Annotated in this window: 20 protein-coding genes; 8 read left to right on the plus strand and 12 right to left on the minus strand. The window is 68.3% G+C overall.

The window, feature by feature from the left end:
• Positions 1-38: 38 nt before the first annotated feature.
• The gene (locus OG842_RS38430; RefSeq protein ID WP_266734254.1) at positions 39-743 is read right to left on the minus strand and encodes a GntR family transcriptional regulator; all 705 of its coding nucleotides are present in this window, start codon (positions 741-743) and stop codon (positions 39-41) included.
• Between the two features lie 444 nt (positions 744-1187).
• Here OG842_RS38430 and OG842_RS38435 point away from each other — a divergent pair, with 444 nt between their 5' ends.
• Positions 1188-3488 carry a M9 family metallopeptidase gene (locus OG842_RS38435; RefSeq protein ID WP_266734252.1) on the plus strand — a complete coding sequence of 767 codons (2301 nt, stop codon included), beginning with the start codon at positions 1188-1190 and terminating at the stop codon, positions 3486-3488.
• A 744-nt stretch (positions 3489-4232) separates the two neighbouring features.
• Here the strand turns inward: OG842_RS38435 and OG842_RS38440 are convergent.
• Entirely contained in the window at positions 4233-5084 is an 852-nt protein-coding gene (locus tag OG842_RS38440) for a LysR family transcriptional regulator (protein ID WP_266734250.1), read from the minus strand.
• An 80-nt stretch (positions 5085-5164) separates the two neighbouring features.
• On the opposite strand from OG842_RS38440, the gene OG842_RS38445 reads away from it, so the two are divergent.
• The 5 genes from OG842_RS38445 (at position 5165) to OG842_RS38465 (ending at position 8468) form a co-directional block, all read left to right on the plus strand.
• Positions 5165-5659 carry a cupin domain-containing protein gene (locus OG842_RS38445; protein ID WP_266734248.1) on the plus strand — a complete coding sequence of 165 codons (495 nt, stop codon included), beginning with the start codon at positions 5165-5167 and terminating at the stop codon, positions 5657-5659.
• Positions 5660-5829: 170 nt separating this feature from the next.
• The gene (locus tag OG842_RS38450) at positions 5830-6189 is read left to right on the plus strand and encodes a DoxX family protein (RefSeq protein ID WP_266734246.1); all 360 of its coding nucleotides are present in this window, start codon (positions 5830-5832) and stop codon (positions 6187-6189) included.
• Positions 6190-6380: 191 nt separating this feature from the next.
• Entirely contained in the window at positions 6381-6668 is a 288-nt protein-coding gene (locus tag OG842_RS38455; RefSeq protein ID WP_266734245.1) for a transposase family protein, read from the plus strand.
• 159 nt (positions 6669-6827) lie between these two features.
• On the plus strand, positions 6828-7976 hold the full coding sequence (locus OG842_RS38460) for a transposase (RefSeq protein WP_443064080.1): 1149 nt from the start codon (positions 6828-6830) through the stop codon (positions 7974-7976).
• 54 nt (positions 7977-8030) lie between these two features.
• Entirely contained in the window at positions 8031-8468 is a 438-nt protein-coding gene (locus OG842_RS38465) for a DUF4259 domain-containing protein (protein WP_266734244.1), read from the plus strand.
• A 1092-nt stretch (positions 8469-9560) separates the two neighbouring features.
• Here OG842_RS38465 and OG842_RS38470 read toward each other — a convergent pair.
• The 3 genes from OG842_RS38470 to OG842_RS38480 form a co-directional block, all read right to left on the minus strand.
• Entirely contained in the window at positions 9561-11081 is a 1521-nt protein-coding gene (locus OG842_RS38470; protein WP_266734243.1) for an FAD-dependent oxidoreductase, read from the minus strand.
• A 53-nt stretch (positions 11082-11134) separates the two neighbouring features.
• Positions 11135-11833 carry a TetR/AcrR family transcriptional regulator gene (locus tag OG842_RS38475; RefSeq protein ID WP_266734242.1) on the minus strand — a complete coding sequence of 233 codons (699 nt, stop codon included), beginning with the start codon at positions 11831-11833 and terminating at the stop codon, positions 11135-11137.
• 647 nt (positions 11834-12480) lie between these two features.
• Positions 12481-12714: a hypothetical protein gene (locus tag OG842_RS38480; RefSeq protein WP_266734241.1), complete on the minus strand. Its 234-nt coding sequence runs from the start codon at positions 12712-12714 to the stop codon at positions 12481-12483.
• Between the two features lie 256 nt (positions 12715-12970).
• Here OG842_RS38480 and OG842_RS38485 point away from each other — a divergent pair, with 256 nt between their 5' ends.
• Complete coding sequence (locus OG842_RS38485; protein ID WP_266734240.1) at positions 12971-14203, plus strand: IS4 family transposase; 1233 nt, start codon at positions 12971-12973, stop codon at positions 14201-14203.
• A gap of 455 nt (positions 14204-14658) precedes the next feature.
• The gene (locus OG842_RS38490) at positions 14659-16686 is read left to right on the plus strand and encodes a WD40 repeat domain-containing serine/threonine protein kinase (protein ID WP_266734239.1); all 2028 of its coding nucleotides are present in this window, start codon (positions 14659-14661) and stop codon (positions 16684-16686) included.
• 852 nt (positions 16687-17538) lie between these two features.
• On the opposite strand, the gene OG842_RS38495 is transcribed toward OG842_RS38490, so the two are convergent.
• From OG842_RS38495 to OG842_RS38525, 7 genes are read right to left on the minus strand one after another with little or no spacing between them, the layout of a single operon-like run.
• Complete coding sequence (locus tag OG842_RS38495; protein WP_266734237.1) at positions 17539-18288, minus strand: DUF6390 family protein; 750 nt, start codon at positions 18286-18288, stop codon at positions 17539-17541.
• Positions 18289-19377 carry a hydrogenase expression/formation protein HypE gene (gene hypE / locus OG842_RS38500; protein WP_323185827.1) on the minus strand — a complete coding sequence of 363 codons (1089 nt, stop codon included), beginning with the start codon at positions 19375-19377 and terminating at the stop codon, positions 18289-18291.
• An 8-nt stretch (positions 19378-19385) separates the two neighbouring features.
• A complete protein-coding gene (hypD, locus tag OG842_RS38505) occupies positions 19386-20489 on the minus strand; it encodes a hydrogenase formation protein HypD (RefSeq protein WP_266734235.1) in 1104 nt (367 codons plus the stop codon).
• A complete protein-coding gene (locus tag OG842_RS38510; RefSeq protein WP_266734233.1) occupies positions 20486-20782 on the minus strand; it encodes a HypC/HybG/HupF family hydrogenase formation chaperone in 297 nt (98 codons plus the stop codon). The genes hypD and OG842_RS38510 overlap by 4 nt, the downstream gene beginning before the upstream one ends.
• A gap of 57 nt (positions 20783-20839) precedes the next feature.
• Positions 20840-23392, minus strand: coding sequence for a carbamoyltransferase HypF (gene hypF, locus OG842_RS38515; RefSeq protein WP_266734231.1), 2553 nt, complete (start codon positions 23390-23392; stop codon positions 20840-20842).
• Positions 23393-23394: 2 nt separating this feature from the next.
• Positions 23395-23922, minus strand: a complete 528-nt coding sequence (locus OG842_RS38520; protein WP_266734229.1) for a hydrogenase maturation protease — start codon at positions 23920-23922, stop codon at positions 23395-23397.
• A gap of 7 nt (positions 23923-23929) precedes the next feature.
• The gene (locus OG842_RS38525) at positions 23930-24100 is read right to left on the minus strand and encodes a hypothetical protein (protein WP_266734227.1); all 171 of its coding nucleotides are present in this window, start codon (positions 24098-24100) and stop codon (positions 23930-23932) included.
• Between the last annotated feature and the right edge of the window lie 15 nt (positions 24101-24115).

Consider the following 24115-nt stretch of genomic DNA (forward strand, 5'->3'; position numbering starts at 1 on the left):
GGGGCAGTACCCCCGGTCATGCCGGATGAGCCTCGGCGTCAGCGGGAGCCGCACGTGCGGGCCGGGCGCTCGGCTTCCCGCTTCCGCGCCGCCCACAGGGTCCGCACATGCGCGAGATGGTGGCGCATGTGCTCCTCGGCGCCCTCTGCATCCCCGGCGATCATGATGTCCAGAAGTGCTGTGTGCTCCCGCGCCGACCCCGCCAGCGCCCCTTCCTGGGACAGGTCGGCGAGCCCGTAGAGCCGAGAGCGCTTGCGCAGGTCGACCACTGTCTCAAGGAGGCGGGCGTTCCCCGCGAGGGCGAGCAGGCCGAGATGGAAGTTGTGGTCCGACTCCAGGTAGGAGATCAGGTCGCCCCGGTCTGCGGCGGCCACGATCTCCTCGGCCATCGGCCTCAGCGCCTCCAGCTGCTCGCGTGAGGCGGACCGGGTCACGCGGCCGATGGTGGGGATCTCGATGAGTGAGCGGATCTCGGTGTACTCGTCCAAATCGCGGTCGGAGAGTTCGGTGACGCGGAATCCCTTGTTGCGCACCGCCTCGACCAGGCCCTCGCGGGCGAGATCCAGCATGGCTTCGCGCACGGGCGTGGCGGAGACGCCGTATTCGGCAGCCAACGTGGGCGCCGAGTAGATCACGCCGGGCTGCAGGTCTCCCGAGATCAGCGCAGCGCGCAGGGCGTTGGCCACCCGGTCGCGCAGGTGCTCCTGCACGGAGAGGAGTTTGGGGGACTTCAGCCCACTCATGCAGTCCCTTTCGACGATTTGTTAGTGCACTATACAATGTCACGTTGCGCAGCACCCGGTATCGCCCTTCGGTAGACGATGCGGGGTGCTGCTGGCAGTGCCGCAGAAATGACATGGAACTCGGCCCCGTGCCCCGCGGCGTCCGGTCCGCACCGTGGCGCCGGGCCGCGCCGCTGCCCTGCAGCCGGGCAGTCATCCAGGAGCCGGGCCATCCAGTCCTCGATGCCGTCGGCCGTGCAGGGCAGCGCGGCAGAGAGAAGTTCCGCGTCGTTCAGCAGGGGCAAACGCAAAGATGTTGGACGGCAATCCGGTCCGGGATCTTCCCGTGCGATGCGACATGTGCAATTTTACATGTCACACATCAATGGCCGCATGCTCAACGTGCGGCCACGACGGCCCCGGAGGCCCCAACAGATGCGCCCCTCCTGGATATCAACGGCCAACGTGCGCAGGCTCCCTGCGCTCGGCGCCGCTTTCTTCATCGCGTTCGGCCTGCTCACGCCGCAGAGCCAGGCCACCCCCGTCGGTGCCGTGCCCCAGGTTGGCGCCAACGCTGCCGGCCCCGTGGCTTCGGCGCCGCGGTCGATTCCGGTCCCCAAGTCGCCCGACGCCACGACCGACGGCTCCGGTTTCAAGATCTCCTCGCAGGACTCCACCGAAGAGTCCGCCCCGGCGGCCGCCCCGACCGCCGAGCCCGTCAAGGCCGGCAAGCGGTTCTCGGCCGCCGCGGACGGGGACGAATGCAGCGACCTGTCCGGAGTGATCAACGCCACGGGCAGCGCGCTGATTCAGCAGCTCAAGGCCCTCCCCGAGGTCACTTGCACCTACCCGCTGTTCAACCTCACCGGCACCGACGCCGGGAAGACGTTCCGCGAGGCCCAGATGGTGACCGTCGCCAACGCGCTGCGCGACGCCTCTGCCACCTACCCGGGCGACAACAGCACCTCCGTGGGCCAGTTGGTGATGTTCCTGCGCGCCGGCTACTACGTGCAGGACAACCACCAGGATGTCGTCGGTGACTACGGCACGGCGCTGCAGGCATCGGCCCGCGGCGCCCTGGACGCCTTCTTCGCCGCCCCGCGCAGCAAGGACGTCACCGACGCCAACGGCGATACGCTCAACGAGGTCGTCACGCTGATCGACAGCACCCACGAGGCCGGCCGGTACGTCGGCGTCGTCAAGTGGCTTCTCGCCAACTACGACGCCACCTGGCCGAGCCGGATGACCCTCTCCCTCGAGAACGCCGAGCGCGTCGTCGAGAATGGCTTCGATACCAAGAACGACGGCCGGGGCTGGCGGGCCGCGCTCAAGGCCGACCCCGCGATCCTCAACACCTGGGCCGACTTCATCACCCGCAACGAGACGCAGCTGAACCGCTTGGACGTCGTCAGCAACGTCGGCCGCTTCCTCGGTTACGCCCTCGATGTTCCCGAGCTCAAGGACCGGGTCCGGCCGCTGCTGAAGGACCTGATCAACCGCTACCCGAACGTCGGCCCCACCGCCCCGATCACCATGAACCTGGGCTGGGCCACACGTCAGTACGACAAGGGCAACTGTGCGGCCTACGGCATCTGCGATTTGGGCAGCCGCGTGCTCCCGGTGGTCCTGCCGATCCAGCACACCTGCAGCCCGGGCTTGAAGATCCGCGCCCAGGACATGTCACCCGGGCAGCTGGCCAACACCTGCACCAGCCTGATCAACCAGGACGTCTACTTCCACCGCGTGATCGGTGACAAGGGTGCGATCCCCGGTGACGTGAACACCAACCTGGAGGTCGTCGCCTTCGACGACTACACCCAGTACTCGCTGTACGCCTGGGCCATCTATGACATTGACGTCGACAACGGCGGCATGTACGAGGAGGGCGACCCGACCAAGCCGGGCAACCAGGCCCGCTTCATCGCCCACGAGGCGTCCTGGCTGCGCCCCAAGTTCGAGATCTGGAACCTCAACCACGAGTACACCCACTACCTCGACGGCCGCTACAACATGCACGGCGACTTCGAAGCCGGCCAGACCACGCCGACCATCTGGTGGGTCGAGGGCATCGCCGAGAACATCTCGTACGGCTACCGCCAGGAGCGCAACGCCAAGGCGATCGCCGCAGCCGGCAAGAAAACGTACGAGCTCAGTGAGTTGTTCGACACCGTCTACGGCCAGGACGACGACCCCGACGTCAACTCGGCCCGGGTCTATCAGTGGGGCTTCCTGGCGGTCCGTTACATGCTGCAGGCGCACCCCGCGGACATCGAGACCGTGCTCGGCAAGTACCGCACCGGCGACTGGAACGGTGCCCGCACCTTCCTGAAGCAGACCATCGGCACCGGCTACGACGCCGGCTTCGCCACCTGGCTGACGACCACCTGCGCGACCGACGACTGCGGCCCCCTGCCGGAGGCCCGGTCCACCCCGCTCTGCACCAACGCAGACACGCGCCAATTCGACAAGAACTGCCGCCGGGACAACCTCGCGGCCACCACCGGCGACCACAGTAACCACTTCCTGTACTTGCCGGCCGGTGTTCAGCAGCTGACCATCACCAGCACCGGCGGCACTGGCAATGCCGACCTGTACTACAACGGCACCAGCTGGGCCACCACCACCTCGTACCAGGCGAAGTCCACCAGCGCCGGCAACAACGAGACGCTGACCATCGACAACCCGCCGTCCGGCTGGGTCTACTTCAGCCTCGACGCCGGACAGCAGGACTTCAGCGGCGTGAGCGTCACCACGCAGTACCAGTAGGCCCCTCCACCGGAACCCACCGAGGTCCGCTGAGAAGGGAGGGCCCCGCCGGCGCGACACTGTCGGGAAACGGTCCTTGGGCGTGCGTCCCCCTGCCGTCAGGCGGCGGGACGCAGTGCCGGTCCCGCCCGATCAGCGAGATGCCTCACTCAGTCGCCGGCCCACCACGGCTGCCCGCCACCGGGCTCGCCGGCGTGATCGCCAATGGCCCGTCGTGCGGAGCCACCGCAGCGATGGGTCCTTGGATCAAGAGGCGCCGATCCGCCAGCGGTAGGCGCCGTGACCGCCGGCCTCACCCCGGACTGGAGCTCGGGCAGCATCGAAGGCTCCGTGAACCGCATCAGAAAGTTCAAGAGGCAGCTCTATGGTCGAGCCGGCTTCCACCTGCTCCGGAAGATGATCCTGCTGCAGTAGCCCGGCAATAGTCTCTTGCTCATGCCGTAGGAACAGAGATCAGCGAGTGTTGTACCGCATACGAACTTCACCTCGACCCAGCACAGGTCCATGCGCGGGATGCCAGCATCGTCGGACCACCGTCAAAGCTCGGTGAGGCAGAACATCAGGCATGGAGCCGATGCTCAACCTCCCACATCCTCGAACGCCACGATGACTCTCCGCGATCGCTCCCCAAGGTCTGTGCCAGAACCGAGAAGGGACAGCAGATGTTCACCCCATTGGGAGGCAGGTCCGAGGGCCGCGGCGTTCGAATTGTTCACGGGATGCGGCAGCGCCGGTTGCCGTTGCTCAGAGGCGGTACGCGGCTGTCGCGATCTCGACGAAGGATCGGATCAATGGGTTGGTGTCACCTTCGTTCCACACCGCGACCACTCGGCTCGGCGCCATGTCGATCAGCGGTACCACGGCCAGCTCTGCGGGCAGGTCGTGTCCGAGCGGGGCCAGGCCGACCGTGCCGTTCCACAGCACGGCCTGCAGGCATTCCTGGATGGCGCGCACCACTGGGCCCTCGCGCGGCCTGCCGCCGTTCCAGTACGACTGCCAGATGGGGTCGGTGCCCTGCGGGAACTGGAACCAGCGGCGGTCGCTCAGCTCGGCCAGCCGCAGCCGGTCGCGGCGGGCCAGCGGATCGTCGGCGCGCAGGACCACACCGACCGGATCGGTTCGCAGCGCACGCACCGTCAGGGCAGTCTCGTCGAACGGCGCCCGGGTCAGGGCGATGTCGACCAGCTCGGCGCGCAGCCCGCACGTCGGGTCGGTCAGGTCGGTGTCGCGGATGTGGATGTCGATGCCGGGGTGGCTTCGACGGTAGGCGGCGGCCAGCCTGGACACTCCCGGGTCGGTGCCATCGCCCAGGATGCCGACAGTGATGGTCGCGACGCCGGCCGCAGTGCTCACGCGTACACGGACGCGGTCGGCGTGGTCGAGCAGAGCCCGCGCCTCGTCGAGCAGCATCGTGCCCACCGATGTGAGCGTGACGCCGGTGGGCGAGCGGGCGAAGAGCAGGGCCCCGACATCGGCCTCCAACTGCTTGATCGCCCGGCTCAGCGGCGGCTGACTCATGTGCAGTCGGGTGGCGGCCCGGCCGAAGTGGAGTTCCTCGGCGACCGCCACGAAGTAGCGCAAGGTCCGTAGCTCCACGCTGCAACGATACCCACGGGGTATCAGCGCTGCGGGATGGGTCCTGGACACTGGCGGGGTCCCGGCGGTGCACTTGTGGCATGACCGAAGAAGCGAAGACCAGCGAGCCGCAGGCCGACCCCGGCGTATCGGTGGTGGGTCCCGGCGACGGCGAGACGATCGTTCTGGGCACCACACGCATGCGAGTTCTGGAGGACGGCAGCCACACCGGGCACCGCCTCGCGATCGCCGAGTCCGTCCTCGCCCCGCACACCCAGGGACCGCCGCAGCACCGCCACGCCCAACACGACGAGGGCTTCTACATCCTCTCCGGCACCGTGCGGTTCACCGTAGGCGACGAGGACTGCGACGCCACCACGGGCACGCTCGTGATGGTTCCGCCCGGTACCCCTCACACCTTCGCCAACCCGACCGACCAGCCCGCCGTCATGCTCAGCACCTTCACCCCCGACCTGTACGTGCAGTACTTCCGAGACCTCCAGGAGGTGCTCGCCGGCGGCCGGCAGCTGACGCGACAGGCCAACATCGACGCGATGAGCCGCTACGCGACCGTGCCCGCCACCGACCTCGCCTGAAGTCGACGGATGGCACGGCCCGGCCGCCCTCCTTTCGACCGCGGGGCCGTGCCACTTCCGTCCTTCGGCGGGGCCGACCCCTCGGACGACGGACCATGCCTTCTCCAGGACCTTTCCGGCCATTGACGCAATCGAGGGCCCCGTGAACCGGTGGCCCATGAACGGGAACGATGAACATCGCCTATTGGATCGTCGCGGGACTGCTCGCCCTCTTATACTTCTATGCAGGCACGCTGAAGGTGATCCGCAGCCGCGATCAACTCCGACCGATGATGGCCTGGGTCGACCGCATACCCTTGCCCGCACTCAGGGCGCTGGGGACGGCCGAAATACTCGGCGCGACCGGCCTGCTCCTGCCACCGCTGACCGGCATCGCGCCCTCGCTGGCGCCGGCCGCTGCCATCGGCCTCGTCCTCCTGCAGACCGGTGCGATCGTCGTCCACCTGACCGGCGAAGACCGCCGGATCGCACTCAACGTCGGGCTCACCGCCACCGCGGCCATGACCATCTGGCTGGCCACCAGGCTGTGATCGAGCACAGTTCCCGACCGGAGGATGCGAATCCGGGACCAGCTGCCCCACGGCCGCTGTCAATTTCTCAGGTTCTGGCTCAACTTCTGTGGAGCATCCACGCTGCGTGACTGTTGATCTCCATAGCGGCTCTCGCTCGATCGTCCTGAAATGCCCCATGGCTGTCGTGTCGTGCCCGAAAGTTCGGGGCCGTGAACGAAGTGCTGCTGCGTCTGGAAGAGCTCCTGTTCCTGTCGGACCCTGAAGTCGCGGTGATGTCAGCGGAGGACGACGGCGAGGCGATCTGGATTGGCATCGCCCGCAAGTCTGCTGGTGCTGAGTGTCCGGGCTGTGGAAGGTGGTCGAACCGGCTTCATGGGTCCTACCTGCGGTTTCCTGCTGATCTGCCCAGCGCGGGAAGACGTGTGGTGCTGCGCCCGCAGGTCCGCCGGTTCATCTGTGCGGACACCTCCTGCGGACGGCAGACCTTCGTTGAGTAGATCCCGGGACTGACCCGCCGTCACGCTCAGCGGACTGACCGGCTGCGTTCGGCCTTGGCCGAGGTGGGTCTTGCGTTGGCCGGCCGCGCTGGAGTCCGTCTTGCAGACGTCTTCGGCATCTCCGCCAGCCGCAGCACGGTGCTTCGGTTGGTCGATGCGATGCCTGACCCTCAGCCGTCGGCCCCGCGGGTAGTGGGTATCGACGAGTACGCGATGCGCAAGGGCCGTATCTACGGGACTGTGCTGGTCGATGTCGAAACCGGCAGGCCCGTGGATCTGCTGCCGGACCGTGAGGCAGCCACTGTCGCCGCCTGGCTTGCTGAGTGTCCTGAGGTTGAGGTGGTCTGTCGCGACCGCGCCCCCTTCTTCGCCGAAGGCGCCAGCACCGGGGCTCCCACCGCGGTGCAGGTCGCAGACCGTTTCCATCTCTGGCGCAACCTCGGCGAAGCCACCGAGCGATGCGTATCGCGCCATCGCACCTGTCTGCGAGCGCCATTCACGGTTCCCGGCTCCGAGGGCGTCACCGCACCACCGGCTCCCGAAGCTGGCGCGTCACCGTGGCCGACTGGACACCGCTTCGCCGATCGAACCCGCGAGAAACACGCCATCGTGCACGGAATGCTTGGCGAAGGACACAGTCGGCGGGTGGTCGCCCGCGAACTCCGGACGACCTACCGAACCGTTCAGCGCCTGGCCGACGCGGCAAGCCCGGAGGAACTCTTCCAAGGACAGTGGCAGAACCGCAGAACGAAGCTCGACGACTTCAAGCCGTACTTGCACGAGCAGTGGGCCGGGGGCTGCACGAATGCCTGGACTCTCTGGAAGGAGATCCAGAGCCACGGATACGCAGGTGGATACGGTGCCGTCCGGGCCTACCTTCGTCCCTTTCGGGACGCCGCGCCGGAGGGACGGCCGGCGTCGCCCAGGGCCGTGGCCGGGTGGATCCTCACCCACCCTGACACCCTGCCGGAGAGGGAACGACTGAAGCTGAAGTCCGTTCTGGCCCACTGCCCCGAGCTGGACGCCCTCGCCGGGCACGTCCGTTCCTTCGGGCAGATGCTCACCCAGCTCCAGGGAGAACGGCTCCCCGAGTGGATTGCGGCGGTCCGAGCCGACGACCTGCCCAGCATGCACACCTTCATCAACGGCCTCGAACGCGACCTCGCGGCCGTCACTGCTGGCCTGACCCTGCCCTGGAGCTCGGGCGTCGTCGAAGGCCATGTCAACCGCATCAAAATGATCAAGCGGCAGATGTATGGACGAGCTGGCTTCAAACTTCTGCGCAAGCGGGTACTGCTCGCCTACTGACCTCGCTGTCGGCGGCCAATGCGACGATCCCCAGGCAGCCACGCAAGGAGAGACATGGGTACCTGGGACATCGGCCCCTTCGACAACGACACCGCCGCCGACTTCGGCGGTGACCTGGACGAGACAGCACTGGAAGAACGCGAAGCCATGATCCGGAGCGTGCTCAAACGTGCCGCCGGGCCTGTGGACTTCCTGGGTATCTACGACGGCGAGCGTGCAGTGGCCGCGGCGGCCCTGGTCGTCGCCCAGCATCCTGACGGCGATCCGGCGTGTTCGAACTATGGCCCATCAGAGCCGCTACCGGAGTTGCCTGCAGACCTTCGAATGCTCGCCGTCGACGCCCTGGACCAAGTGGTCTCCAACCGGTCTGAACTCGCCGAGCTGTGGGCCGAAGCCGCGAACTGGTCGAAGTGGCGCCAAGACATCACCCGCCTCCGCGACGTCCTTGACCCTCCGATCCCGCCACAAGAGGAAGCCCTCTTCGAGATCTAATCGGTGACCCACAGTCACGGACCACAGAACTTGAGCCAGAACCAATTCTCATGAACATCGAACACGCCGCGATCCACGCGCTGTTCTGTGAGGCGTACATCTGCTGTCGCAACTCGGGTTCTGGCACAACTTCTGTGATGCCGTTCTGCCTCTTCTCGTGCTCGCGCCGGGTCAACCCACTGACCTGTTGTTTCCGTGCGCCTCCCGAGCCGGCGCAGCGATCGACAGGCCGTAATCACAGGAGTTGCGCCAGAACCGCAACTCGTGAACAGAACCAATCCCATCGGGAGTCGACCGTCTACGAACCTCCGCCGCCGATCTTCACACCCTCTCCGTCACAGAGTGAGGATCCCTTCCCGGAAGAGACCTGCTGGGATGTCACAACGACTGTCTGTGACCCTGCTCTTCCGCGACCGGCCCTGGCTGTGGTTGTAGGTGGAGCCCGGCACCAGCAGTTGAACGGTCTTGCTCGTCTTGCCGCCATTGCGCGGCTGACACAGCTCTCCGTATATGTGGGCCTTGCCTATCTGCCTGACCGTTACCGGGACCTGCACCTCGTCACAGCGGGCGTCAGGGTGTCTACTCTGTACGGCGCTGAGGGCGGACGCAGTGTCGGCTTGAGTGGGGGCTCCGCCTGTGCGGAAGTGATTGCCGGCACGGCGAGCCCGACCATGGCGATCGCAGCCATGGAAGCGACTGTTGCCTTGGCTTTCGTTGACATGGTGCGACGCTGACGTGTGGTCGTGTTCATCTCCAAAGGGCCGAAGAGGGGCATCGGTACGTGGCACGGGGGCGTAGCCGGCCCCCGCTGGCGCGCGATGGGAGGGGGCGGCCGTGCGGGAACGGGCCGGGGCCGCTCAGGGCGTGGTGCCGCGGCGAAGGTGACGACCTTGCCGACTCCCCCCGGGCTGCGGGCGGCATCGTGGTGCGAACGGGCGCTTGATGGAGGGGAGTTGCCCTGTATACGTCGGCCAAAGGCCGCCACCGGGGCTTACCTGTCCCGGGCGCGAGCCCGGCGACGGCCCGCCGCAGCGGCGGCGCCTGCAGCAGTTTTGCGCAGCGATCCGTCCAGCCGGAGCGGGCCCGTGGCTTCTATTTCTGCGGGCTGCCGAACCAGCGGGTCGCGGCCTGCTGGAACGCCCTAAGGTCGAGAGCCTGATCGTCTACCCAGGCCACGACGCCGTCCGGGCGGATGAGCAGGGCGTTGAATCCGAGGTCGTTGCGTGCCGTGCCGGTCGCGTACTGGATCCGGCCCTGCCATCCCATGGTCGCACGCTGCAGCGCGTGGTCGCCGGTGAAGTCGAGGACCACGCCCCGGCCTTGGCGCAACAGGTCACCGAGGCGAGTGCCGTCCTCGAAGCGGAAGTCGGGGGCGGTACCGCCGACGAGCGGCTGCGCGCTGCCCAGGTCGTAGCGGTTGAACCCGGTTGTCTTCCGGTAGGCGAGGGTCGTTCCGTCCGTGGTGCTCAGCAGTTCGTGGACCAGCTGCCGCAGCGCGGGGGCATTGGGGCCGGGCTTCATGGTGGCGACCTGGGCGCGTGACCAGTCCAGGATGGCGGCGCCGATGGGGTGGCGCTCACTGGTGTAAGTGTCGAGCAGTCCTTCGGGCGCGGTGCCGTGCACGGTCGCGGCGAGCTTCCAGCCGAGGTTGGCGGCGTCGCCGATGCCGAGGTTGACCCCCTGGCCGCCGAGGGGGGAGTGGATGTGCGCGGCGTCGCCGGCGAGCAGGACGCGGCCCTTGCGGTAGGTCGTCGCCTGCATCGCGCGGTCCGTGAAGCTCGATGCCAGATGAACATCGGTCAGCGTCACGTCGGTATCGGTGATGCGGCGCAGGACTTCCTGGAGGTGCTCACGGGTCAGTAGCTGAGAACGGTCGAACGCGCCGCCGTCGAAGTCCATCATGCCCAGGTGCCCCTCGAAGGGCGTACGCAGGTACATGCCGTTCGGTGTCAGGTTGAAGCCGAGTGGCAGCTGTTGCGGGTCGGTGAAGGTGACGCGCGCGACGTAGCCGGTGAAGAGCGGATCCGTGCCGACGAAGTCGAAGCCTGCGAGGCCGCGCACCGTGCTGCGGCCGCCGTCACACCCCACCAGGTAGCGCGCCTGGTACTCCTGTCCGGCTGCCGTGACGACGACGGACTGGTCGTCCTGCGTCACAGCCGTGACGGGAGCGCCGCGGACGATGTCCACGCCGAGCGCAATGGCACGCTCGGCCAGGACCTTGCTGACCGCTTCGAGGCTGGTCATGAAACCTTCCATCGCCGGGCTGGGCAGCCGGAACGGGAAGGCGGACGCGTCGATGTCGGCCACGTCCAGGCCCATGCCCGCGAAATGGCTCACGTCCCGGGGAGCCGGCGCCTCGATCGCGTCGGAGGCCGCGCCAACCTTCTTCGCATCGGCGCCGGAAGCGTCAATCACCGCTTCGAGCAGGCCGCGGCTATAGAACACCTGGGCCGATCCTGCGCTCAGGCCGCGCAATCCGAGCGGGAGCGCCTTGTAGGGCGAGGCGACCTCCTCGTCCCGCTCCAGGACCAGGACGGAACAGCCGCCCAGGGCGAGCTCGGTGGCCAGGAACAAACCGACCGGTCCGCCGCCTGCAATCACTACGTCACGCATGGGAGATACCTTCCTGAAAACGCACGCCGGGGACGCGGGCCGGATGGGACAGGTCAGCCGAGCCGGGTCAGGCCATCGAGGACGATGGCGATGCCGGTGAGGAACTGCTCGCGATCGTCGTGCTCCCTTATCTGACCGACGATGGCGTGCATGAACGGGTAGTCCTCGGGAGCGAGGTCCTGCCAGGCCGTCGCCGTCGCTCCGAGAAACTCGGCACGGCTGGGCTGGACGGTCGAGGTGTCACCGTCGATGCGGGCGTTCTGGCTGACCGCCCCGAGGATGTAGTGCACGAGCGTCGCGGTGGCGTCGAACCAGGAAACCTGTGGCACACCCAGCGCGCCCACCTGACGGCCGATCCTCTCGAAGATCCCCACCATCACCGGGCCGAATGGCTTCCGGACGATCTGCAGAGTCAGTCGTGTCGCGAGCCACTGGTGCTCGGCGATCGCGTCGAACAGTGCCAGCGCGACGCTGCGGATCTTGTCCTCGGGCGTGGCCGCGGCTGCGGCCGCGGCGGGCTTGGCTGCCAGCGCAGCGGTGACGACCGTTTCCGTTGCCATGTCCAGCAGCTCGTCACGGCTGCCCACCCGGTAGTAGATCGCCCCGGACCCGGTGGACAGGCGCTCGGTCAGCGCTCGAGTGGTCAGCCCGCTCTCGCCACCCGCATCGAGCAGCTCGATCGAAGCCTCGATGATCTGCTCCTGGGAGAGCACTTGGTTACGCCGCTGAGGCCGGCGGGTTCTCGTTGTCATGCCTCCACCGTGGCACATTTGGAGTGTCATTCCAAATTAGTGTGGTGCTCCAAATCTGTCAGCGTACCTTCCGAAAGTACCCAGGCGCTTGTTCGACTGACGTCAGGTGAAGGGTGGACGGAACGGAACGACGTTGTCGGCGGCGCCGACTCTTCCCGCTGGATGGAACCGCGCCGGCCAGGGTCAGGTTGGTCACCAACTGGCTGAGTTCTGCGATCTCTTCTCGCTGGTTGGAGATAGTTGACTTGGATCTTGGGGAGCGGTCGCGGAGGGTGACGATGTTGTTCGATTGAAAGGGTGGTCACGAACCCCGGCGGCCCGATTCAGCCGCTCACCTCGCAGCCTCCACACATGACCGATGATTCGTTCCAGACGGCGCTGCGGTGCCCGCGGCGGGCATGCTCGGCGGTGGTGTCGCGGCGCTCGCCGCAGCGTTCGTCGGCAACTCAAAGCGAAGCCCTCGTTCTTGAAGCCCTTTGAACCCACCTTGGGCATCGAGCGTCGCCGGCGTGCAGATTGTTCCCGCAGGGCGGTGCAGCACTTCGAGTGCGGGGCCGACGAACGCTGTCGCCGACGCCGTCCCTGCGCCCGCGTCGGCCCGTGACCTCGTCGGCCGACTGCTGCTGGTTGGGCCGGGGCAGCGGTGATCAGCGGATTCCGGCTGTTCTCCGGACCGTTCGGATCTGGCCATAGGCGGTCTGGATATGGGTGCCCTGGGGTGTGTTGAGGGCCAGTGCGGTGGCGAGTGTGCGGACGGCGGGGATGTCGAGCAGCAGAACGGAGAGCACGCGGTTGAGCTGGGCGACGATGTCGGCTGCGGACCGGGGCGGGTGGCGGTATTCGGCCTGCTTCCCGGAGAAGTTCGCCGAGCGCGGCGGCATCCGGTTCCCCGTCCCGTGCGCGCCGCAGGGCGACGAGGACCTGCCACAGTGCGTCGGTCTCCCACGCGGGCACCGCCCGGAGAACACCATGTCGTTGATGCCCTGCGAGATGGTGGCGGGGGTCGGGAGGAGGGCCGTGGCCTGGTTGTTGATTGCATCCGCCGCCGCCCGGTACGGGGCATCGGGCAGGCCGGCCGAACAGCCGGTCTAGGCACAATACCGGTGACTTTGTTGGTGGTGGGTCGTTGGGTGTGGTGTGCCAAGGCCTGGACAGGTGAAGTCGTCGGGTGAGCGGTTGTCGGACCGGATCGCTCTGGGTGTGCTGACGCGGGTGTTTCCGCCCGAGTTGGTGGATGAGGTGGTTGTTGGGTGTGGGCGTCTGGAACAGCGGTCGCGGCTGTTGCCGGCCCGGGTGGTGGTCTATTTCGTGCTCGCGATGTGTCTGTTCTCCGGGCAGGGCTATGAGGAGGTGGCCCGACTGCTGACGCAGGGGCTGGAGCGGGTGCGGCGGTGGGAGAAACCGTGGCAGGTGCCCACGACAGCGGCGATCGGCCGGGCCCGCCGGCGATTGGGGCCGGAGCCGTTGAAGGTGCTGTTCGCGCGAGTGTGCCGGCCGGTGGCCGCCCCGGACACTACTGGTGCCTGGTATCGGCAGTGGCGTCTGGTTGCGGTGGACGGCACGGTCTTCGATGTGCCGGACACCGGGGCGAACAGCGATTTCTTCGGCCGGCCCGGCTCGGGCCGGGGACAGCAGCGCAGTGCCTACCCGCAGGTGAGGGTCGCTGCGCTGGTGGAGTGCGGGACACACGCGGTGTTCGCCGCGGCGACCGGCCCGCTGTCGGTTCATGAACAGCAGTTGATTCCCGGCCTGCTGGGCCGGCTCGAGCCGGGAATGCTGCTGATGGCCGACCGCGGCATCACCGGCTTCGAGCTGTGGCGGGCCGCCTCGGACACGGGCGCGGACCTGTTGTGGCGCGTCCGGAAGAACATCGTGCTCCCGGTCCTCGAAGCCTTCGACGACGGCTCCTACCTGTCCGAGATCGTTGCGGCAGGCGACCGCAAGCACCGGGACCCGGTCCGGGTCCGCGTCATCGAGTACACCCTCGGCCGCGAGGACGCCGACACGGTCTACCGGCTGATCACGACCATCTGCAACCCGCAGGAGGCCCCTGCGGCCGACCTGGCGGGCCTCTACCATCAACGCTGGGAGATCGAGAACACCCTGGACGAGATCAAGACCCATCAGGGCGGACACCGCCTCGTCCTCCGCTCCCAGTACCCCGATGGCGTCGAGCAGGAAATCTACGGTTTCCTTCTTGTCCACCACGCACTCCGGGACGTCATGCACCACACCGCTCACCAGGCCGGCCTCGACCCCGACAGACTGTCCTTCACCCGCACCCTTCGCATCGCTCGCCGCCACGTCACCGACCAGGCGGCACTTTCCCCCCTCACGACTCAGTCGAGCCCTGACCCACGCCATCCGTGAGCTGCTGGAACGACTCCTGCCACCCCGCAGGCAACGCTCCAACCCCCGTGTCATCAAACGCAAGATGGCCAACTGGCACCTCAAACACACCCACCACCGCAACCCACCCCGACCACCCGCAGCAGCAATCACACTCATCCCGCCCACCAAACCCGCCAGCAGACGCCAGAAGAGCACCTAAATCACCGGTATTGGGTCTAGGTCTCGTTCTGGACGGCGTCGGCGAGCTGGGGCAGGACCATGGTGCCGAGACAGTGCACGTCGCGATGCCATGACGGGATACCGGGCAGCACACAAGGGTGTTCGGCAGGTTTGCCGGGGCCCGGACCGGGACGGAATGGCCGGTTTCCTACCCTTCTCTTGGTCGTCGGATCGGCCGTTACTGTTCTGCTCCCGAGACCGATGCTGCTTGGCACAATGCGAGCAACTGATCTCCTCGATGATGGGCGGTATGGATGGACCCCCTGCAACCCGGTGACCCCCGCCGGATCGGCCCGTACCGCCTGCAAGCCAGGCTGGGCGCAGGCGGTATGGGCCAGGTGTTCCTGGCACTCTCCCCGGGCGGCGGCCGCAAGGTCGCGGTCAAGCTGATCCGTCCCGACTATGCCCGCAACCCTCAATTCCGGGAGCGTTTTTCCTTGGAGGTGCAGGCCGCCGGGCGTGTGGGCGGATTCCACACCGCGCAGGTCATCGATGCCGACCCGGATGCCGAGGCCCCATGGATGGTGACCGCCTACATCAGCGGTCCCTCCTTGCAGGACTTGGTGCACGGCGGCACTTTGCTCGCCCCCCAGGCGGTGAGCGAGTTGGGTGCGGGTCTGGCCGAAGGCCTGGGTGCGATCCACGCGTGCGGCCTCGTCCACCGGGACCTGAAGCCCGGCAACGTGATCATGGCGGACGACGGTCCGCGCATCATCGACTTCGGCATCGCCCAGGTCGGCAACGCCAGCGCCCTGACGGTTACGGGCGCACCGATCGGCACATACGCGTTCATGTCCCCGGAGCAGGTGCGAGGAGAGGAGGTGGGCCCGGCGAGCGACGTGTTCTCGCTCGGCTGTGTGCTTGCCTTCGCCGCGAATGGTCATGGCCCCTTCGACGCCCCGAACATTCCCGCGATCGTACGGCGGATCCTCGATGAGCCACCGCGTCTGGACGGCCTCGCCGACCCACTGCGCGAGCTGATCGCCGCATGCTTGGCCAAGGAACCGGCGCATCGACCGGAGATCGCCGAGATCCTGCGATGCACCGGACCATCGCCCCACATCCGCACGGAACCGGGAGCCACCCCGGAACCGACGGAACCGCTTGCCCTAACAGAACCGCTTGCCCTGCCGGAATCACGGAAATCAGGCCTGCGCCGCGGCCCGGGACGGCGCGCCATCCTGCTCGGCGGTGTCGCGGCGGCCGCGGTAGCCGTCCCCGCGGTGGTCTTCTGGCCCAGGGACAAGAAGGACACGGGACAGCAGAACGGAGCGGGGAAGGCGCCGGAAAAGGCAGGACCGAAAAAGCCCACCGCAGGCGAGCTCAACGGCAAGGTCCCAGTGGTAGGGGCGGCGTACAGTCCCGATGGCGGGACAGTCGCTGCTTCCAGCTACAGAGCCTCGACGGACGATGGATCGGGCGATAAAGGGGACAGCGGCTGCATCCAACTCTGGGACATGGCGACCCGTCGGCTCTCCACCCTGACCCTCGGGGAATCGGACTTCCTGCCGAACGCGGTGGCATTCAGCCCCAGTGGCAAGACCCTCGCCGTTGGCAGTGCCGGTTCGGACAGCGTCACCTTGTGGAACATGGCCACGGGGCGAGTCCAGACCACCCTCAAGCGTGAGTGGGACTTCGACGACGATTCGTGGTCCTGGACGAACGCGCTGACGTTCAGCCCCGACGGCAAGACGCTCGCCGTCAGCGGCCAGGACTACAAAACGGGAGGCGAGGGCCAAATCCGGCTGTGGGACCTGTCGGGACGACGTCCCGTCGGCACGGCACTTGACGGCAGGCACGAAGGGGCCTTCTTCCACGTGGCGTTCAGCCCCGACGGACGCTCCATCGCTGCCGGCGGCGAGTCCGGAGTACGCCTCTGGGACCGTTCGAACCACCGCGTCACCGCCCTCCGCGACTCCGTGACCTACACCAACGCGGTGGCGTTCAGCCCCGACAGCAAGACTCTCGCCAGCTGCGACGGATCCAGCTACGAGGCCTCGGCCAGTACCGGCCGCGGCGGCATCTGGCTGTGGGACGCCACTACCGGCCGTACCACCACACTTGCCGAGGAGATCGTGTACTCCGTGGCGTTTTGCCCTGACGGAAAGTCGCTCGCCAGTGCCGGCAAGGACGGGCTCAAGGTGTGGAACGTGGCCACCGGGCGTGGCTCCGTACTGGACGACAGCGCACACTACTGGCTGGCGCTCAGTCCGGATGGCACAACCCTCGCCACCACAAGCAAGCGAACCTCGACCGAAATTCAGCTCTGGAACCTCGCATGAAGTCCCTGGAGAGTCGCGCAGAAACGTGCAGCGGCTCGAACGAGAAGAGACAACAGAAGAAAAGGAGGAAAAGACTCAAACTTGATCACAAACACCGCAGGTCGCTCGACGGACTGACCTGGGAGTTCTCCGCGGAAGGCGGCATCGGCCGTGCTCCCGAGGGCGGCATCGGCCGTGCTCCCGAGGGCGGCATCGGCATGAAGTTGTCCACGTCAGCCGATTCTCCCCACGCCCGGGCGGAGGGCCGTCGAGTCGTGCACACCAGGGCGCCCGCGGTCCCCGGTAGAGGCGCGGGCGTTCTGGCGTGCGGGGTGGGGTGGGTCAGGCAGGGTCCGGCTCCTCCACCGCCACCACGACCATCACCGGAAGATCGATGCCATGCTGGACCACGCCTGAGAGGAGATTCCTCGATCTCGGGCAGAAAGTCGGCCGGCGCCTGCTCCTCCTGCTCGTGGACGGCATCCACGTCCTCGAAGTAGCCCGACTCGTCGACGTCGCGGATCCAGACGGCGAACGAGACGCAGACCACCCCACCGCCCAACGTCTGGATCCGGCCCCCGACGCCGTCCTTGTCCCACGATGTCTCCACGCCGTCACGGGGCTTGTCCCCGGGCGTCCACTCCTGGGCCGAGAACCGCGCCACCGCACCCTCGGCATTCAACGGGGCGATAACCCCGAACTCATTCCACTCATTCCGTTGCCGGGCACGTGACACGATTCCACGAACACGACGGCGGCCAGCACCTGCCGGTCCCCGTACTTGCGGCGACCCCCACCCTGGTGCCGTACCGGGGCGGTTGGAACCACCCGCCACAAGCTGGGCCAGTACCCCCGACGGTTTTTGCTCGGCCATCAGCCCGGAGCACCGTGGATGCCGATGCTCGGCTCAGAGGACGAGAGGCCCAAGTCGGTGCGCCGGCGCTCCTCGAGGAATTCGATGCGCCGGGCCTGTTCGTCGGTGATCACATCGCACACCCAGTCCCAGTGCAGTGCCACCCGGTCGCCTGCGGACAGGCCGTCGAGCAGCGTCAGTCCACCGGCCGAGCAGCGTACGGTCTCCTCCTGCCACGCGCCGTCGGTCAGCCCCGCACCGTCCCAGCACAGCGGGCGTGACCGCACGGTTGCGAAGTCCCTGTCGGCGGCCACGACCACTCCCGTACGGACGCGGCACTGGTCGAGCACGGACAGGGCGGTCGGATGGCCGCTCGACCGCAGCAGCGGGGCCCACGGATACACCTCGAACACCTGGAAGCTGTGGTGGGCCAGGGCGCGCCGGCCGGCGTCGCGCCAGGTGCCGCCGGGCTGTCCCCGGAACCGGTCGGCCATGCGCTCCACAAGAGCGGCGGGATCGGCCCGGTCCAGCAGCTCGTTGCCGATCCAGTACGCCTCGACCACCCGCACGTCGAGCGGGTCCGCCAGCCCGGCCGTCTCCGCGAGGAACTGGAGATAGCACCAGGCCCCTTCGAACTGCCGGGCGCGCCGCTCGATGTCGGCGGTCGCGTCACGGCGCAGGAGGGCCGCCGCGTCGGCGGGGCCGCAGTAGCCGAGCTCGTTGGGCGGGTAGGCGTATCGCGCGAACAGCAGGGCGCCCTCGGCACTCACTCAGCAGATCCTCGGTAGTTGTTCGCCGATCGGCAGCCCGATCACCCGGCTCCCGCCCAGTCCTGTCTTCGCGACGACCATCCCGGCGTGATCCGGAACGCAGCTGCCGATCCGGCAGGCGGACCTGCCCAGGGGATGGGCCCGCATGGCGGCCAGCACCCGGTCCGCGTCCCCGGCCGGGACGATCGCGATCAGTTTGCCCTCGTTGGCCACCTGGAGCGGGTCGAGCCCGAGCAGGCTGCACGCGTCGTGCACCGCGGGCGGCACGGGAAGCAGCCGCTCGACCAGTTCGATGCCCACGTCCGAGGCGCGGGCGATCTCGTTCAGCGAAGCCGAGACGCCCCCGCGTGTGGGGTCCCGGAGCACATGGAGGTCGGTACCGGTGGCGAGCATGGCGGCGACCAGCCCGTGCAGCGCGGCGGTGTCGCTCTTCACCGTCGTACCGAATTCGAGGCCCTCCCGGCAGCTCATCACGGCCACACCGTGCACACCGATGTCGCCGCTGACGAGCACCGCGTCGCCGGGGAGCGCCCGGCGCGCATGGACGTCGACGCCGGGAGGGATCACGCCGATGCCCGAGGTGTTGAGGTAGACGCCGTCACCACTGCCGTGCTCCACGACTTTCGTGTCCCCGGTGACCAGGCGTACGCCGGCGTCCTCGGCGGCCCGGCCCACGGCCTGCGCGATCCGGCCGACATCGCTCAGCGCGGTGCCCTCCGCGAGGATGAAGGCGGTGGACAGGAACAGGGGCGTCGCACCCGACATGGCCAGGTCGTTGACCGTGCCGTTCACCGCCAGTTCACCGATCGACCCACCGGGGAAGAACATCGGCTTCACCACGAACGAGTCCGTGGAGAAGGCGAGACGGGTGCCTGAGCCGACCGTCAGCACGGCCGAGTCACCGAGGTCGGCGGCGGCCGCGGCACCGTACGCGGGCAGGAACAGGTGCTCGATCAGCTCACCGGACATCGCACCGCCGCCGCCGTGTCCCATGACTACGGACGGGACGTCCCGCAGCGGTACCGGGCAGACCCACCCCTCGAAGTCGAGGTCGGGTACGTCGTCCACCACGGCGGTCACGTCTTGCATCGCGTCAGTCACTTCGCATCGACCAGTTCCAGGCGGCGGTGGGTGTAGTAGGCGGCGCATGCGCCCTCGGACGACACCATGGTCGCGCCGAGCGGATTCCTCGGCGTGCACTCCTTGCCGAACGCCTCGCACAGATGCGGCTTGATCAGGCCCTGGAGGACTTCGCCCGAGCGGCAGAGCGACGACTCGGCGGTGTGGATGTCCGTCACGTCGAACCGCTGCTCCGCGTCGAACGCCCGGTACTTCTCGGAGAGCTGCCATCCGCTGCGGGGAATCGCCCCGATGCCGCGCCAGGTCCGGTCGGTCACCTCGAACACATCGGCGAGCATCTCCATGGCGGGCACATTGCCCTCCTCGCGTACGGCCCTGGGGTAGGCGTTCTCCACCTCGTGCCGGCCCGCCTCCAGCTGGACGACGGTTCGGCGGACGCCTTCGAGGATGTCCAGAGGCTCGAAGCCGGTCACCACGATCGGCACCTTGTACTTCCGGGCCAGCGCCGGGTACTCGGCCGTCCCCATCACACTGCATACGTGGCCTGCGGCGAGGAACGCCTGCACCCGGCACGTCGAGGACTCCATGATCGCGGCGATCGCGGGCGGCACCAGCACATGGGACACCAGCAGCGAGAAGTTCCGAACCCCGAGCCGCTGGGCCTGATACACCGTCATGGCGTTCGCGGGAGCGGTCGTCTCGAACCCGATTCCGAAGAAGACGACTTCGCGGTCGGGGTTCTCCCGGGCGATCTTCAGCGCGTCGAGGGGCGAGTACACCACACGTACGTCGCCGCCGGCGCTCTTGATGGAGAAGAGGTCCTGGCTGCTGCCGGGCACGCGCAGCATGTCGCCGAACGAGCAGAAGACGACGCCGGGGCGGGCGGCGATCGCCAGTGCCCGGTCGATGGTCTCCAGCGGGGTGACACAGACGGGACATCCCGGTCCGTGGATCATCTCCACACTGTCCGGCAGCAGTTGGTCGATGCCATGCCGGATGATGGAGTGGGTCTGGCCGCCGCAGACCTCCATCAGCGCCCACTTCCGCGTGGTGGCCGCGTGGATCTGCTCGATCAGCTTCTTCGCGAGATCGGGGTCACTGAACTCTTCGAGATACTTCACCGGCCGACTCCTTCGGGAGGCGCACCCTGCTGGGCTGCGCGTTCGAAGCCGTCCCCGAACTCCTCGGCCAGGATGCCGAGCCGCTCGAAGTCGGCAAGGGTGTCCAGGGCCGATCGTTCGTCGAGGCGCTGGATGGCGAAACCGACGTGCACGATGACGTATTCACCGACGGTCGCATCGGGGATGTACTGGAGGCACACCTCCTTGCGCACCCCGCCGAAATCGACCTCGGCCATCACGGTGCCGTCGACTTCGGCGGTACTGAGGACACGCCCCGGAACAGCCAGACACATGGTCCCTCCTCTCTGTGGATTCCTCTTGAAGTACGGCGGTACGGTCGGGCCGCAGCGTCAGCCCGATGCGGCGATCACGAGCTGGCCGAGGGCGATCCCGCCATCGTTCGGGGGAAGCAGGCGCGGCCGCAGGACGGTGAAACTCCTCTCGGTCAGGCCGCGTTGCGTCGCCTCGAGCAGTACGGCGTTCTGGAAGACGCCACCGCCCAGTGCCACGGTGGAGAGGCCGGTGCGCGAGCGGCAGAGGTCCGCGAGGCGGGCGGCCAGAGTGGCGACGGCGGTGTGGAAGCGCGCAGCGATCAGCCCGGCCGTGACGCCGTCCCGTAGGTCGGACACCACGGCCCGAATGACCGGGCCCGGATCCGCGACGGCGGGTTCCCCCCTCTTCCCGGGCCGGATGCCGAAGCGGTAGCCGCGCTCCGGTGCCGCGGGGCAGGCGGCAGCGGCACGGGCCAGCCCTTCCAGTTCCATGGCTGCCTCCGCCTCGTACGCCACCACGTGCCGGACGCCGGCCAGGGACGCGACCGCGTCGAAGAGCCGGCCCACGCCCGACGTGGGCACGCAGCCGAATCCGGTGGTGAACTGATGGGCCAGTACGTCGCGTTCGGCGGGCGGGCAGGCACGCACCGCGGGCAGGTCGTCGTCCCAGGGGATGCCGGCCGCGTGCAGATGCGCGAGGGCCATCCGGTACGGCCGCAGCACACTCGCGTCGCCCCCGGCCAGCGGTACGTAACCCAGGTGGGCGGCCCTGCTGAACGACGCGTAGCCGGCCACCAGGACCTCGCCGCCCCAGGCCGCCCCGTCGGCGCCGTGGCCGGTGCCGTCGAAGGCGATGCCGATCACGCGCTCGTCCGCGCCCAGGCCGTGCTCCGCCATGACGGACGCGATGTGCGCGTGGTGGTGCTGCACGGTGCGGACCGGCCGCCCGGCCGCGTGGGCGCGAGCCCAGTCGCCGGAGTGATAGCCGGGGTGGCGGTCGGCCACCAGCCGGGTGGGCGCCACCCCGGTGAGGTCCTCCAGATGCTTCTCGGTCCGGGTCAGAGCGCCGACCGTGGACAGGTCGTCCATGTCGCCGATGTGCTGGCTCAGCCAGGCGTAGCGGCCCTCGGCCAGCGCACAGGTGTTCTTCAGGTCGGCTCCCACGGCGAGCGTCGGGGGCACGTCGAAGGGCAGTGCGAGCGGCAGCGGGGCGTATCCGCGCGAGCGGCGCAGCGGCAGCTCGGCACCGGCGGCCCAGCGGCTGACCGAGTCGTCGCACGGCACGTGGATGCGCCGGTCGTGCCGTAGCCAGGCATCGACCAGCGGTGCCAGAACGGCCAGCGCGTCGCCGTCGTCGGTGACGATCGGCTCGCCCGACAGATTGGCCGACGTCATCACCAGTGCGTCCGGGCCCGGATCGTCGTCCCCGATCCCGAAGAGCAGGACGTGCAACGGGGTGTACGGAAGGAGCAGCCCGAGGTGGGGGCTGCCGGGCGCCACGGCGTCGGCCACCCCGGCCCCGGGCCCGGCAGGGTGCCGGGGCAGGAGCACGATCGGGCGGCGGCCGCCGGACAGGAGCTCCTCCTCGTCCGCCGTGACGGTCACCAGCCGCCGCGCGACGTCGAGGTCCGGCACCATCACCGCGAACGGCTTGCCGCCGCGCCGCTTGCGCCGGCGCAGCTCGGCCACGGCAGCGTCGTCGCGAGCGTCGCACACCAGGTGGTAGCCGCCGAGTCCCTTGACCGCGATGATCCCGCCCTCGGCGAGGAGCTTGCGGGCCATATGCAGAGCGTCCTGGTCACGGGACAGGGACACGCCTTCCCCGCCGACCAGTTCGAGCCGCGGTCCGCAGTCGGAACAGGCGATCGGCTGGGCGTGGAAGCGCCGGTCGCTCGGGTCCTCGTACTCCGCCCGGCAGGCCCCGCACATCTCGAAGTCCGCCATCGTGGTGGCGGCCCGGTCGTACGGAAGACCGGTGACGATCGTGAACCGGGGGCCGCAGTGCGTGCAGGTGATGAACGGGTGGCGGTAGCGCCGGTTCGACGGATCGCCCAGCTCGTCGAGGCAGTCCCGGCAGGTGGCGATGTCGGGCGAGACCAGTGTCCTGGCCCGGTCGGACGTGCTGGAGCGCTCGATGGCGAAGCCCGTACCGCCGCGCGTCGGCAGTTCTGTCGTACGCACGTCCTCGACGACCGCGAGCGGAGGGGCGTCGGCGCTCAGACGGCGGCCGAACTCCTCCACGGCCCCGGCCGTCCCCTCGACCTCGGCGAGCACTCCGTCGCCGGTGTTCGTCACCGAGCCCGTGAGCAGCAGCTCCGAGGCGGTGACATAGACGAAGGGCCGGAAGCCCACGCCCTGCACGACGCCGCGCACCTCGAATCTGCGCCGGATTCGCTGCTCCCGGCCGCGACCCATCATCTCCAGCCCCGACAGGGCCTCCCGGGCCTTCGCCCGGTCGATGAGCTCGACGGCGAAGCCCATGTGGAGAAGCACCCAGTCGTCGCGACCGGGTGCCTCGTCGAGCATGCCGATGTTGACACGGCGCCTGGCGCCCTCCACGTCCACCAGGGCCAGTTGACCCGCATACCCGTCCACGATCTCCACGACGCGGCCAGGAATGCCTAGGCACATGATCAGAATCTCCGGGGTCGGGTGCTGTTCACGGACGCGGTGGGTAGGGCCGGCACGAGCTGCCGGATCAGGGTGTGCACTGCCTGCATCGCCTCGGGCACCGCGCTGTCGACGGCTTCGCCGAGCCCGATGCCCTCCTCGACTCCGGCGGGTGTGCAGCCGACGAGGTAGGTGAGCGGAAGCGTACCGCCCAGTTGATCCAGATTTGCCAGGACAGTAACCGGATTCATCCCGTGGGCGTCGAATTCACCCGAACCGAGGTCCTCCACACCGATGCGGAGCACCGTCACCTCCCCGGGGGCGCCGCCCCCCGGGTAAGCGTCGACCAGGACCAGCGCGTCGTACCCGTCGAGCAGGTCGTACGCGAGGTGCATGCCGCGGATGCCGTAGTCCACCACCCGGACCTGCGGCGGCACCTCGTCGCCGAGGGCCAGCCGGCGCACGACCTCCGGGCCGAAGCCGTCGTCGCCGAGAAACAGATTGCCGATGCCCGCGACCAGCACCCGGGCGGTGTCGGGTTCCTTCGTCATCGCCGGCTCAGCCGCCCCCGGACCGGAAGCCGGGCGATGCCGGTTCCTGAGTACTCTGCGGGCGTACGGAGGTGACGGAGCGTTCGTCCGGCGTGCCCGAGGGCCGGCCCGAGCCGGTGCCGCGGGACCCCTTCGGGCCCTCCTCGACGTCGCTGTTCTCCTCCGGTGACTTGGCCATGGGGTGCTCCTCGCT

The organism is Streptomyces sp. NBC_00376, from assembly GCF_036077095.1.
In the GTDB taxonomy this organism is placed as follows: domain Bacteria; phylum Actinomycetota; class Actinomycetes; order Streptomycetales; family Streptomycetaceae; genus Streptomyces.

What these genes read in the sequence shown, in the direction of transcription:
- OG842_RS38465 (WP_266734244.1), top strand. Translation starts at nt 8,031, where the DNA reads ATGGGTACCTGGGACATCGGCCCCTTCGACAACGACACCGCCGCCGAC.
- OG842_RS38470 (WP_266734243.1), bottom strand. Translation starts at nt 11,081, where the DNA reads ATGCGTGACGTAGTGATTGCAGGCGGCGGACCGGTCGGTTTGTTCCTG.
- hypF (WP_266734231.1), bottom strand. Translation starts at nt 23,392, where the DNA reads ATGTGCCTAGGCATTCCTGGCCGCGTCGTGGAGATCGTGGACGGGTAT.
- OG842_RS38510 (WP_266734233.1), bottom strand. Translation starts at nt 20,782, where the DNA reads ATGTGTCTGGCTGTTCCGGGGCGTGTCCTCAGTACCGCCGAAGTCGAC.
- OG842_RS38475 (WP_266734242.1), bottom strand. Translation starts at nt 11,833, where the DNA reads ATGACAACGAGAACCCGCCGGCCTCAGCGGCGTAACCAAGTGCTCTCC.
- hypE (WP_323185827.1), bottom strand. Translation starts at nt 19,377, where the DNA reads ATGCAAGACGTGACCGCCGTGGTGGACGACGTACCCGACCTCGACTTC.
- OG842_RS38525 (WP_266734227.1), bottom strand. Translation starts at nt 24,100, where the DNA reads ATGGCCAAGTCACCGGAGGAGAACAGCGACGTCGAGGAGGGCCCGAAG.
- OG842_RS38480 (WP_266734241.1), bottom strand. Translation starts at nt 12,714, where the DNA reads ATGCCGCCGCGCTCGGCGAACTTCTCCGGGAAGCAGGCCGAATACCGC.
- OG842_RS38490 (WP_266734239.1), top strand. Translation starts at nt 14,659, where the DNA reads ATGGACCCCCTGCAACCCGGTGACCCCCGCCGGATCGGCCCGTACCGC.
- OG842_RS38460 (WP_443064080.1), top strand. Translation starts at nt 6,828, where the DNA reads ATGCCTGACCCTCAGCCGTCGGCCCCGCGGGTAGTGGGTATCGACGAG.
- OG842_RS38450 (WP_266734246.1), top strand. Translation starts at nt 5,830, where the DNA reads ATGAACATCGCCTATTGGATCGTCGCGGGACTGCTCGCCCTCTTATAC.
- OG842_RS38520 (WP_266734229.1), bottom strand. Translation starts at nt 23,922, where the DNA reads ATGACGAAGGAACCCGACACCGCCCGGGTGCTGGTCGCGGGCATCGGC.
- OG842_RS38445 (WP_266734248.1), top strand. Translation starts at nt 5,165, where the DNA reads ATGACCGAAGAAGCGAAGACCAGCGAGCCGCAGGCCGACCCCGGCGTA.
- OG842_RS38430 (WP_266734254.1), bottom strand. Translation starts at nt 743, where the DNA reads ATGAGTGGGCTGAAGTCCCCCAAACTCCTCTCCGTGCAGGAGCACCTG.